Source organism: Gemmatimonadaceae bacterium (assembly GCA_020851035.1).
GTDB lineage: Bacteria > Gemmatimonadota > Gemmatimonadetes > Gemmatimonadales > Gemmatimonadaceae > JACMLX01.
The window spans coordinates 88,107-100,396 of record JADZDM010000005.1; the positions used below are offsets into that span (position 1 = coordinate 88,107).

The 12,290-nt window shown below is 69.9% G+C and carries 7 protein-coding genes and 1 riboswitch; of the genes, 5 read left to right on the top strand and 2 right to left on the bottom strand.

Features of this window, described 5'->3' with window-relative positions:
• Positions 1-162: 162 nt before the first annotated feature.
• Entirely contained in the window at positions 163-2,421 is a 2,259-nt protein-coding gene (locus IT355_04160; protein MCC7052437.1) for a TonB-dependent receptor, read from the bottom strand.
• Between the two features lie 223 nt (positions 2,422-2,644).
• Positions 2,645-2,866: riboswitch (cobalamin riboswitch) on the bottom strand.
• Between the two features lie 239 nt (positions 2,867-3,105).
• On the opposite strand from IT355_04160, the gene IT355_04165 reads away from it, so the two are divergent.
• From IT355_04165 to IT355_04185, 5 genes are all read left to right on the top strand, one after another.
• The gene (locus tag IT355_04165) at positions 3,106-5,529 is read left to right on the top strand and encodes a S9 family peptidase (protein ID MCC7052438.1); all 2,424 of its coding nucleotides are present in this window, start codon (positions 3,106-3,108) and stop codon (positions 5,527-5,529) included.
• A 408-nt stretch (positions 5,530-5,937) separates the two neighbouring features.
• The gene (locus IT355_04170) at positions 5,938-8,001 is read left to right on the top strand and encodes a S9 family peptidase (GenBank protein MCC7052439.1); all 2,064 of its coding nucleotides are present in this window, start codon (positions 5,938-5,940) and stop codon (positions 7,999-8,001) included.
• Positions 8,002-8,305: 304 nt separating this feature from the next.
• Positions 8,306-8,653 (top strand): chorismate mutase, encoded by a 348-nt coding sequence (locus IT355_04175; GenBank protein ID MCC7052440.1) that lies wholly within the window; start codon positions 8,306-8,308, stop codon positions 8,651-8,653.
• Positions 8,654-8,749: 96 nt separating this feature from the next.
• Positions 8,750-10,366: a TldD/PmbA family protein gene (locus tag IT355_04180; GenBank protein ID MCC7052441.1), complete on the top strand. Its 1,617-nt coding sequence runs from the start codon at positions 8,750-8,752 to the stop codon at positions 10,364-10,366.
• Positions 10,363-11,754: a TldD/PmbA family protein gene (locus IT355_04185; protein MCC7052442.1), complete on the top strand. Its 1,392-nt coding sequence runs from the start codon at positions 10,363-10,365 to the stop codon at positions 11,752-11,754. Before IT355_04180 ends, IT355_04185 begins: the two co-directional genes overlap by 4 nt.
• Position 11,755: 1 nt before the next feature.
• Here IT355_04185 and IT355_04190 read toward each other — a convergent pair whose 3' ends face one another.
• The gene (locus tag IT355_04190; protein ID MCC7052443.1) at positions 11,756-12,250 is read right to left on the bottom strand and encodes a hypothetical protein; all 495 of its coding nucleotides are present in this window, start codon (positions 12,248-12,250) and stop codon (positions 11,756-11,758) included.
• Between the last annotated feature and the right edge of the window lie 40 nt (positions 12,251-12,290).

The following is a 12,290-nucleotide window of genomic DNA, read 5'->3' on the forward strand; positions in this document are numbered from 1 at the left end:
AGTCGTCCGGGACAACCCGACATGGCGCCGCAGCAGCTACCGCGGCCGTCCGTCCCCCACCGGCACCATCGCCCAAGCCCGGCTCACCCCTTCCCGCCCTGGCAGGGCGCAAGATCCCGGGGGCGCATCCTCCTGCGCCCCCGGAACACCCAACCGCCGCGCTCAGAACGCCGTCGTCACCCGTACCAGCACCGCCCGCCCGGGCAGGCTGTAGCCGCGCTTCTCGTAGTAGTTCTCGTCGGTCACGTTCGAGAGCTGCAGGTCGGCACGGATCCGGGTCGTCAGCCGCAGGCCGGCCGTCAGGTCCAGCACCGCGAACGGCGGGTACTCGATGTCCGACACGTCCGAAAAGTCGCTGAAGTCGTCGTCCAGACGCCGGCCGACATACCGGCCCAATGCTCCGAGCCGAAGGCGCGACCGGCTGTCCCACTCCACACCGACATTCCAGTTCGCTGCCGCCACGTTCTTGATCCGCGACGTGGTGAGCGGCGCACCGATCACCACCCCGCTGAAGATCGACGCGGGGGAGAAGTTCGTCGCCCCGGCGAACGGCGCCGCATCCACCGTCACCGTCGGCGTCGCCTGCGACGCCTCGAGGATCCGGGTCATGCTTGCAAAGGTGTTGAGTGACCAGCGCCGCTGCAGCGCCACGCCCACGTCGAAGCGCGCCGAGGCCTCGAACCCGCGGATCCGCGCCTCGCCGGCATTCACCGACGTCGTCACCCGCGACACCTGGTCACCGCTCGCCAGCACCGGGCGCGAACCCGCCGCGAAGGAAGCGCGTGCCTGCGCGATGCGATCCGCCACGTCGGTGTGGAAGTACGTCGCATCGAACGCCAGCGCCCCATGCATCCGCGTGACCCCCAGCCCGAGGTCCGCCGTCACCGAGTGCTCAGCACGCAACGTCGGGTTGCCGAAGGTGATCGCCGCCACGCCCGACGTCACCGACTGCGTCAGCCCCGCGCGCCCGAAGGCATCCGGCGCCAGGAAGGCGCGCCCTACGCTCCCGTGCGCCCGCACGCCCCCGCCGAGCGTGTACGCCAGCCCGGCGCTCGGGTTGAAGACCGTGAAGTCGTCGTCACCTGCCACCACGTCGGACCGGAGCGGGGTACTGAGCAGCTTCAGCGTCACGCGGTCTGCGCGGGCCCCCATCGTCGCCACCAGCCGGCCGGCGAGCGCTGTCAGCCGCGCCTCGCCAAACAAAGCCAGCGAGCGGTTCTCGCTGTTCGGGCTGAACGTCCCCACCTCGGAGGTCGGCGCCGACCAGCGCTGCGAGGTCGCCCGCTGCGCCGTGCCGTCCACGCCGAACACCACCTGCTGGCCGCCCACCTGCAGCACGTCCTGCACCTGGAAGCCGCTCGTCCGCACGACCGACGCGAAGTTCACGAAGCGCGCGCTGTCGGGCCGGTTCAGGTAGTCGCTCGTCTCGTCGGTGGTGAAGAGGCGCGCCAGCAGCGCATGCCCGCGCACGGCACCACCCAGGTCCACCGCCCCGCCCGTCCGGCGGAGGTTCTTGCGACTGTTGCCGGGAAACGGCGTCGCCGCCGAGTAGAGATCGCCGGGCGAGGGCAGGTCCTGCGCGTCGAACGCATCGCCGCGCACATCCAGCCGCAGGTGGCGGCCGATGCTCCCACCCACGCGCATCGTTCCGCTGGTGGTGGCCATCGTCGTGAACACCCGCGTGACGCCGTCACCGAGGGTGTCGGGTACCCACCGGCTTGGCGTCGTCGCCCCGGGGTAACTCTTCAGCGCCGTGTCGCTGCCGAACACGCCACGCAGCGCGTTGCCGCCCCCGATGCCGTAGTCGTTGCGCTGGTCGTAGCGGCGCAGGCTCACGTCGGCATCCAGCCCGCCGAACAGCGCCCCGCCACCCTGCACGCGGAACTCGCTGGCGCCGAAGCTCCCGCCGCCCACCGACACCAGCGCCGAGCGCGCCCCGGTGCGCTTCCGCGTCACCACGTTCACCACGCCCCCCATCGCCGCCGAACCATACAGGGCCGACGCTGGTCCCTTCAGCACCTCCACACGCTCGACGTCCTGCACGTCGAGCAGTGAGAGATTGGTGATCCCGCTCGGCCGGCCGTCCAGCAGGATCAGCACCCGCTGCTGCAGCGAGCCGACCTGCGGACGGAAACCGCGAATGCCAACGCCGCCAAGCAGGCCGGGATACTGGACCACGTCGAGTGTGGCCCGCTTCTTCAGAAGGTCCACCATGTCGAGCGCGGCAGTGCCGTCGAGCTGCGCGCGCGAGATGACCTCGACGCGGCGCGGCAGGGAGTCGGCGGGCGCCGCATAGCGCGACGCGGTGGTGGTGACCGTGGGCAGGCGCGGCACACGCACGGAGTCGCGCCCCGGCTGCTGGGCGCCGAGGGCGGTGGCGCCGATCGTCACGAGCACGAGGGCGCGGAATGATGTGGACATCAGTCTCTCGACGCACGGCGTCCCTCGCAGCCGCGCGCTACCGGAATGCCCGCGGACAGCGCCACACGCTCACGACCCGAGGTTCCCGCACCGGCCGCGAGCGCCGGAAACGAAAACCCCGTCCGTCCACGTGGTGGACTGAACGGGGGGCAGCCGGAGACGACGGCATGCACCTGCAGCACGCCTCGCAACCGATCACCCCGCCCCCTTCCCTCGAAGGGCCTGCTGCGGGCGTGATCAGGGCCGGTCTCCTGGCTCGGAACCACCGAGCTGCCTTCCCGCAGCGCTACTCGCTGCAGTGGCTTTGCACTCGATGTCTGCCGACTCGCGTCAGCCGTTCCTTACAGTGGCGGGGCCGCGCCGGTATTGCACCGGACTTCCGGATGGCCAGATCACGACAGAATTGTCCCTCAACAGTACCGCCACCCTGCAGATCCGGCAAGCAATGGGTGCAACCTGCACGCGGCACAGGCTGCATGATGAAGCGGCACCGGCTCCCGCAACGTCACCGGCACCAGGCGCGTACCGCGCACGGAGATGCTGCACACGCCACTCACTCTGTCGTGCGCAGCACCACCCCGCCCGTCCCGCCTGACGCGGTGGCGCCTGCGCTGCCGTGCGTGCACTGTTCGACTCCCGCGCCACGACGCCTTCCACCCGCACACTACTCCAAGGGGCCACCGCATGCGACGGACTCTGCTTTCGATCGCGGCGCTGTTGCCGATGCTGCTGCCGGCGCAGGACGGATACCGTCAGCCCCCCGAGCCGATCCGCAGCATCCTCGACGCCACGCCGACGCCGCGCGTGGCCGTCAGCCCGGACAACCGGCAGTTGCTGCTGCTCGAGCGCCCGACCTTGCCGGGCATCGCCGAGGTGGCTGCGCCGTACATCCCGATGGCAGGACAACGGCTGAACCCGAACACGAACTTTCCCACCCGCGCCATCAGCAGCACGGGACTCAGCCTCCTCGCGATCAGTGGGGGAGAACCGCGTCGCATCACCCTGCCGGCTGGCGTAAGGGTCGGCAACGTGCGCTGGTCACCTGACGGCGCCCGCGCGGCCTTCCCTTTGATCCGCGATGACGGCGCCGGCATGGGTGTCCTCGACCTGGCCACCGGCTCGGTCACCACGATCGGCACGGTGAAGGTCAACGGCGCATTCGGTGACCCGTGCACCTGGCTGCCCTCCAGTGACGCGCTGCTGTGCAAGACGATCCCCGCCTCGCGCGGCGCCGCACCGGTGGCTGCCGCCGTGCCCACCGGCCCGGTGGCGCAGGAATCGTTCGGCACGAAGTCGCCGGAACGCACCTACCAGGACCTGCTCGCCGATGCGCACGACGAGGCGCGCTTCACCCACTACGGCACCAGCCAGCTCGCGCGCGTGTCGCTGGCCGGTGCCGTGACGCCGCTCGGTGCCCCGGCGGTGTACACCACCGCCACCCCGTCTCCCGACGGCCGCTACATCCTGACCGCGGCGATCCATACGCCCTACAGCTACGTGGTGCCGATGGGCCGCTTCCCGCTGCGCACGGAGGTCTGGAACGCGGACGGCACGACGCTGAAGCCGGTGCATGACCGCGCGCTGGCCGTCGAGCAATCCACCGCCTTCGACGCCGTGGATGGCGGTCCGCGCAACATCACCTGGCGGGCCGACGCGCCGGCGACCCTGGTGTGGGTGGAGGCGCTGGACGGCGGTGACCCCGCCCGCGCGATGGCGCAGCGCGAACGCCTCGTGTCGCTCGCGGCACCGTTCACCGGCCCGCTGGTGCAGCACCTCGCCGTGGGCAGCCGCGTGCGGGGCGTGACCTGGGTGCGCAGCGATGTCGCGCTGGTCACCGAGTACTGGTGGAAGACGCGCATGACGAAGACCTGGCTCTTCAACCCGGCCACCCCTGGCGCCGCGCCACGACTGCTGTTCGACCGGTCCGCCGAGGATGCCTACAGCGATCCTGGCCAGCCCGTGATGACCATGACGCCGCAGGGCACGATGGTGGCGAAGGTCTCCGCCGACCGCAGCGCATTCTTCATGACCGGCGAGGGTGAGAGCCCGGCCGGCGCACAGCCGTTCGTGGATCGCGTGGACATCGCCACCGCCCGCACCACGCGTCTCTGGCGTTCCGCAGGGTCGCAATACGAGGAGCCGATCGCGATCCTCGATGATCGGGCCTCGCAGCTCCTCACCCGGCGCCAGTCCACCACTGAGCCGCCGAACTACTGGATGCGCGACCTGGTGCGCCGCATCGCCCCGCGCCAGCTCACCCGCTTCGCCGATCCGGCCCCGCAGTTCGCCGGCATCACGTCGAGGCTGATCACCTACACGCGTAACGATGGCGTGCAGCTCTCAGCCACGCTCTACCTGCCCGCAGGCTATGACGCCGCGCGCGACGGCCGCCTGCCCTTCTTCTTCTGGGCCTATCCGCAGGAGTTCAAGAGTGCGAAGGCGGCGGCCCAGGTGCGCGGATCACCGTACCTGTTCGTCCGCCCGACCGGTGCCAGCCACCTGTTCATGCTGACGCAGGGCTACGGCGTGCTCGACGGCCCGACCATGCCGATCGTGGGCGAGGGCGACAAGGAGCCCAACGACACCTACGTCGAGCAGCTCACCGCGAGCGCGAAGGCGGCCGTGGACAAGGTGGTGGACCTCGGCGTCGCGGATCGCGACCGCATCGGCGTGGGTGGCCACAGCTACGGTGCGTTCATGACCGCCAACCTGCTGGCCCACAGCAACATCTTCCGCGCCGGCATTGCCCGCAGCGGCGCCTACAACCGCACGCTGACGCCCTTCGGGTTCCAGCAGGAGGAGCGCCCGTACTGGGAAGCCAGCGGCATCTACAACCGCATGAGCCCCTTCACCTACGCCGACAGCATCAAGACCCCGATCCTGCTGATCCACGGCATGAACGACGACAACAGCGGCACCTTCCCGATCCAGTCCGAGCGGATGTACGCCGCCCTCAAGGGCAATGGCGCGATCGTGCGCTACGTCCAGCTTCCGGGCGAGGCACATGGCTACCTCGGCCGCGAGAGCGTGGGGCACACGCTGGCGGAGATGGTCTCGTGGCTCGATCAGTTCGTGAAGCCGGTCAAGCCACGGACCAAGGCGGACTAGCAGGGCCAGGCGCAACCCGGGGCATCGCTGACAAGGTTCACGCGGAAGACGTGGAGAACGCGGAAAAATCCGGCGCGAGATACGACCGTCCGAGGCGCTGGTGGATTGGAAATGAAGTCGGGATGGCATGACGGGCGTCGTGGCGCCCAGCCGCCAACGCGGAAACCGCAGCAACACCAGCGGTACTGCGAGGATTTCCAACGTCCGCGGGCGGGATGTCACGGCGAACGACGGCATCCCGAACTTCGTTTCCGGTCCACCTGGGGCATGGAATGCTGTAGGAACTGCGATTGCGACGCGCAGTTCCTGCAGCTTTCTTCGTTTCGAGTGCGTGGATACCGAGTCGGCCGCAGGACTTTTCCGCGTCTTCCGCGTTTTCCGCGTGACCCTTTCTCACGGACTTGGCCCATGCACAGGAAGCTGCTCGGGATGACACTGCTGGTGCCGGCACTGCTGCAGGCGCAGCCGACGGTCAGGCAGATCGATGGCGCCCCGTTCGCCGCCACGATGGCGTCCGCGCGCGCCGCTGACGCGGTGGCGTTCGTGCTCAATGCGCGGGGCGTGCGGAACATCTGGGTCACCGACTCCACCCGCGCCGAGGCACGGATGGTGACGGCGTTCACGCAGGACGACGGGCAGGACATCACGTCGCTGGCGTTCACGGCCGACGGGCGCACGCTCTACTTCGTGCGTGGTGGCGGGCCCAATCGCGCCGGTGACATCCCCAATCCCACCAGCGATCCCGCCGGCGCGGAACAGGCCATCTGGCGGGTGACGCTCGATGGGTCGCCCGCCGTGCGCGTGACCGAGGGAGCGGCGCCGACACCGGCCCCCCGCGGCCGCGAGTTCGCCTTCACCCGCCGCGGCGCCATCTGGATGGCCTCCGTCGGCAGTGATTCGACCCGCATCGCCCCGCTCTTCCGCATGCGCGGCAGCGGCGGATCCCTGCGCTGGTCTCCCGACGGCTCCCAGCTCGCGTTCGTGTCCAACCGCGGCACGCACAGCTTCGTGGGTGTGTACGGCCCCGCGCGTAAGGTGCTGACGTGGATGGCGCCCAGCACCGACGCGGACAACGCGCCAGCGTGGTCGCCGGACGGTAGGAAGCTGGCCTTCCTGCGCCAGCCGTACGAGGGTCAGGAACTCGGCTTCCGCGCCACGCGCACCGCACAGCCGTGGAGCATCATGGTCGCCGATGTCGCCACCGGATCCGCGCGCACGCTGTTCACCGCCGACACCGGCACCGGCAGTGCGTACTGGGCCATCGTCGCCGACAACCAGCTCACCTGGACCCGCGATGACCGCATCGTCTTCCCGTGGGAGAAGACCGGCTGGGTGCACCTGTGGAGCATTGCCGCAGGCGGCGGAGCACCGGTGGAGCTCACGCCCGGCAACGGTGAGGTGGAGTTCGTGGCCACCAGCCAGGACGGCCGGCGCCTCGTCTACAATGCGAACATCGGTGACATCGATCGCCGGCACGTCTTCACGGTGGCAGCCGATGGCAGCACGCCGCCGCAGCCGGTGGTGACCGGGCCGCACATCGCGTGGAATGCCGTGCAATCCAGCCGCGGGACGCTGCACGCGCTGGTGAGCACTGCGCAGCTGCCGGCGCATGCGGCACGTGCCACGGCCACCGCGTGGCAGCCGCTGGCACCGCAGACGATGCCGGCTGACTTCCCTGGTGCATCGCTGGTGACGCCCGTGGCCGTGACGTTCACGGCGGCCGATGGCATCACGTCGTACGGCCAGGTCTTCATGCCACCCAACGCGAAGCGGGGCGAGAAGCACCCGGCGGTGATCTTCATGCACGGCGGCTCGCGCCGGCAGATGCTGCTCGGGTGGAACTACGGGTCGTACTACCACCATGCCTATGCATTGAACCAGGCGATGGCACTGCGCGGGTACATCGTGGTGTCGCTCAACTACCGCAGCGGCATCGGCTACGGCATGGCGTTCCGCGAGGCGCTGGCACAGGGCGCCACCGGCGGCGCGGAGTACGGCGACGTGGTGGCGGCGGCGCGCTGGCTCGGTGACCGGGCCGACGTCGATCGCAGCCGCATCGGGCTGTGGGGCGGCTCGTACGGCGGCTACCTCACCGCCATGGGCCTCACGCGCAACCCCGAACTGTTCAAGGCCGGCGTGGACATCCACGGGGTGCACGACTGGAACGTCGGCATCCGCACCTTCGTGCCGGACTACGACGTGTACGAGGATCCGGCGCGCACGAGGCTGGCGTTCACGAGCTCACCGTTGGCCCAGGTGAAGAACTGGCGTGCACCGGTGCTGCTGGTGCACGGCGACGACGACCGCAACGTGCGCTTCATCGAGACGCTGACCCTGATCCGGCACCTGCGGGAGCAGGGCGTGCCGGTGGAACAGCTCGTCCTCCCCGACGAGGTCCACGGCTTCCTGCGTCACGAGTCCTGGATCCGGGCATACGAACATGCACTGGACTTCTTCCGTCGGCGGCTGTGACCGCCGCCGCTCCGCGCCCGTCACGTTCCGGGAAGCCGTCGGCGGCCCCGGCCGTTGAACGGGGGGACTTGACAGCCTTCGACACTCTTGCGACTCTGCGTCCCATGAGTCACACGGTCCGCGCCCTCTTTACCAGCTTTTATTACTTTGGCCGCTTCGCGGACCAAGGTGGTAAAGCGCGCGCGTAACACCGCACCGACTTTTCTACCGAGGCCCGCAGCGATGCGGGCCTTTCGCTTGTCTGCGAGGCCCGATGCTGCGGACTCCTCTCCCACCCGACGCCTCACGGCACAGGAGCTCCGCCATGCACAGCCACGTCAGCACCGCCGAACGCACCCCCGAACAGCAGCGCGCCGCCGAGCGGGTCGAGGCGCTGCGCGGCTCGATCGACCGCGTCGACGAGATGCTCCTGTCGCTGATCGGCGAGCGGCAGCGCCTGGCCCGCGCCGTCGGTGCCGCGAAGCGCGCCGCCGGCGTGCCGCCGGTGGATGGCTCCCGTGAAGCCGATGTGATCGACCGCATCATGGCGCATGCCAGTGACCAGGGCGTGAACGAGGTCGAGGCGCGCCTGCTCGCCGAGCAGCTGATCCGGCTCGCCCGCACCACCCAGGGGCTGCCGGTGGCCCGGCATCGCGAGGCCGCGGCGGCGTAGCACGCCCGGCTGCGGTCACGGCGCCCCGCGAACTCCGGGCGCCGCGCGTAGACTGTCCGACAGTTTCGGACCGTCACCGCCCCCACCGCCGCCCGCATGACCACCCGCCGCGACTTCGTCGCCACCTCTGCCCTCGCCGCTGGCGCCCTCGCCCTCGGCCGTCCGCGAGACGCTGCCGCCCACACCCGCCTGCTGCCCCACGTGCAGCAGCGCATGGATGCCCCCACCCGCGACCTGCTGCTGCTGGCTCTCGACACCGCGAAACGCGGCGGGGCCAGCTACGCCGACGCCCGCATCCAGCGCGTGCAGCGCAACGCCGTCTTCACCCGCGAGCGCCAGGTCCTCGACGTGGTGGACAGCGACACCATCGGCTGCGGCATCCGCGCCCTCGTGGATGGCTGCTGGGGCTTCGCCGCCACGCCCAGGCTCACCAGTGAGGGCATCCAGCGCGCCGCCACCGAGGCTGTCGCCACGGCGAAAGCCAACCGCATCGCCCGCGACCAGGCCGTGCAACTGGCCCCCAACCCGAGCCACCCCGACGCCACCTGGTCCAGCGGCTTCACCATCGATCCCTTCAGCATCTCGATCGAGGAGAAGACCACCCTCGCCATCGCCGCCAACACGGCCGCGCTCTCGGTGCCCGGCGTGCGCTTCGTCAGCACGCAGCTCCAGTTCGTGAAGGAAGAGCGCAACTACGCCAACACCGACGGCTCGGTGATCGCACAGACCCTCGTGCGCACCTATACGCCGATGGCCATCACCGCCGTCAGCGCCGACCGCAGCGACTTCGCCATCCGCGACGCCGTGGTGCAGCCCACCGGCCGCGGCTGGGAGTCGGTGCTCGAGAACAACCTGCCGGTGAACGCGAAGAAGTGGGCCGAGGAGGCCGCGGAGAAGCTCACCGCGAAGTCGGTGGAGCCGGGGCGTTATGACCTGGTCCTGCACCCGTCCAACCTCGGCCTCACGCTGCACGAGTCGGTCGCCCACCCCACCGAGATCGACCGCGCCTACGGCTACGAGGCGAACTACGCCGGCACCAGCTTCGTCGCCCCGCCGGAGAGGGTGCTGGGTGCGCTCAAGTTCGGGTCGCCGCTGATGAACATCACCGGCGATCGCTCGGAGCCCGGCGGCTGCGCCAGCATCGGCTACGATGACGACGGCGTGAAGCCCGAAGCGTTCGACATCATCAAGGACGGCATCGTGGTGGACTACCAGACCACGCGCGAACAGGCGATGTGGCTGGATTGGTGGTACAAGAAGCGAAACATGCCGACGCGCAGCCACGGCTGCAGCTACGCCGACTCGTGGAGCAGTGTGCAGTTCCAGCGGATGCCGAACGTGTCGATCACGCCGGGTGCGCGGGACATCGGCTTCAGCGACCTGATCGCCGCCACCGACCGCGGCATCGCGATCCAGGGTCGCGGCAGCTACTCCATCGACCAGCAGCGCTTCAACGGCCAGTTCGGCGGCGCGCTGTTCCACGAGATCCGCGGCGGCAAGATCGTCGGCCAGCTGCGCGACGTGGCCTACCAGTTCCGCACCACCGATTTCTGGGGTGCCCTCGACATGCTCGGCGGCCGCAGGAGCTACGAGCTCTACGCCACCTTCTCCGACGGCAAGGGCCAGCCGGGCCAGGCCAACGCCGTCACGCATGGCTGCGTCCCCACGCGCCACCGCCAGCAGAATGTCATCAACACGGGTCGCAAGGCATGAGCCGCTTCATCGATTCCCGCGCCCCGCGCTCGCTCCTCCTCGCCGACGACCTCGTCATCTCGCGCACCGACGCGCAGCGGGTGATCGAGAGCGTGATCCGGCTCTCCCGTGCCGACTCGGTACAGGCCGTGATCCGCTCCTCCCGCACCCGCAACGTGCGCTTCGCCGCCAACCAGCTCTCCACCGCCGGCGTGGTCGAGGACACGACGCTGGTGGTGATGTCGTTCATCGGGCGGAAGCACTCCGCCGTCACCACCAACGACCTCTCACCCGAGAGCATCGAGCGGACGGTGCGGAAGGCGGAGGCCATCGCGCGCCTCGCCCCGGATGACCCGGACATGCTGCCCGTGCTGGGCCCGCAGGTCCTGCGCGACCTCGGCGGCGCCTGGGACGAGGCGACCGCCGGCCTCGCCGCAGATGAGGTCACAGCGGCCGCCAACACCGCCCTCGCCCCGGCGCGGAAGGCGGGGAGCGCCCTCACCGTCGCCGGCTTCCTCATCACCGGCGCCGACGCCATCGCCATCGGCACCAGCGCCGGTCACTTCGCCTACCACCGCGGCACCAGCGCCAACTACACCCTCACCGTCCGCAGCAACGACGGCACCGGTTCCGGCTGGTCGGGCGAGGACGCCCTGGCGTGGAGTGCGCTCAACTTCGGGGCGGTGAGCGCCCAGGCCATCGAGAAGGCGGAGCGTTCCCGGAACCCGGTGGCCATCGAACCCGGCCGCTACACGGTGATCCTCGAGCCGCAGGCGGTGGGCGACCTGGTGGGGCTGATGCCGCGCTACTTCAACGCCCGCAGCGCCGACGAGGGCCGGTCACCGTTCGCCAAGCCCGGCGGCGGGAATCGGCTCGGCGAACAGATCGTGAATGCCATGGTCAACCTCACCAGCGATCCCGCCGATTCGTTGGTACTGACGCAGCCGTTCGATGGCGATGGAATGCCACTGACGAAGCAGTCATGGATCACCAACGGGACACTCAGCACGATGCTGGTGCCACGGGCCTGGGCGGCGCGAAAGAACCTCGTGGCCACCGGCAACCCGAACAACCTCATCCTTGCCGGCGGCAGCACCTCTCGCGACCAGATGATCGCGGGCACCCAGCGCGGTGTGCTGGTCACGCGCCTGTGGTACCTGCGCGAAACCGACCCGCGCACCATGAGCTACACCGGTCTCACCCGCGACGGGACGTTCCTGATCGAGAACGGGAAGATCAGCAAGTCGATCAAGAACATGCGCTTCAACGAGAGCCCGCTCTTCCTGCTCAACAACGTCGAGGCGCTCGGTCCCGTCCGTCGGACCGCCAGTGAGGGGCCGGGCACGCAGATCATGCCCGTCCTCAAGGCGCGGGACTTCAACTTCACGTCGCTGTCGGACGCGGTGTGACCTACCGCACGACCACACCGATCGCGCCGCTGCCGGTGGCGCGCTCGGTCGAGGTCCCGAACTTCAGCCGCCCGCTCGCCAGCGCGAGCAGTCCGAACCGGCGCTGCGCCCACCATGTGACACCCGCGGTGGCCTGGCCGGCAACCAGGCCGTACGGCGTGCCGTCGCCGTCACCACCCAGCAACAACCACGGTCCGACGAGCGCCTGCCATTCGACCCGCGCCGGGCGACTACGCACGCCGACATCGAGATCCAGGGCCACGGCATTCAGCCCGTAGAAGCCGGCGTCATGCACGAGCGACACCCGGCCGCCCACCACCCCTCGCCGCCCCGTCGGCTTGTGCAGCCCGACGGACGGCACGACCGGCGTGCCGGCCAGTCGGTCGATGCGCAACGGACCGACGGCAACGCTGTATCGCATGCCCTCCTGTGCGCCGGCCCGTGACGCCGCGCCAACCGCTGCCACGCCGAGGGCAAGGATGCACAGGACTCTCATGGACGGTATCCGGGCACGGAATGTGGACGCAGGTCGCGAC

Excerpts from the sequence above, each read along its gene's own strand:
- IT355_04160 (MCC7052437.1), bottom strand. The coding sequence starts at position 2,421 with ATGTCCACATCATTCCGCGCCCTCGTGCTCGTGACGATCGGCGCCACC.
- IT355_04165 (MCC7052438.1), top strand. The coding sequence starts at position 3,106 with ATGCGACGGACTCTGCTTTCGATCGCGGCGCTGTTGCCGATGCTGCTG.
- IT355_04170 (MCC7052439.1), top strand. The coding sequence starts at position 5,938 with ATGCACAGGAAGCTGCTCGGGATGACACTGCTGGTGCCGGCACTGCTG.
- IT355_04175 (MCC7052440.1), top strand. The coding sequence starts at position 8,306 with ATGCACAGCCACGTCAGCACCGCCGAACGCACCCCCGAACAGCAGCGC.
- IT355_04180 (MCC7052441.1), top strand. The coding sequence starts at position 8,750 with ATGACCACCCGCCGCGACTTCGTCGCCACCTCTGCCCTCGCCGCTGGC.
- IT355_04185 (MCC7052442.1), top strand. The coding sequence starts at position 10,363 with ATGAGCCGCTTCATCGATTCCCGCGCCCCGCGCTCGCTCCTCCTCGCC.
- IT355_04190 (MCC7052443.1), bottom strand. The coding sequence starts at position 12,250 with ATGAGAGTCCTGTGCATCCTTGCCCTCGGCGTGGCAGCGGTTGGCGCG.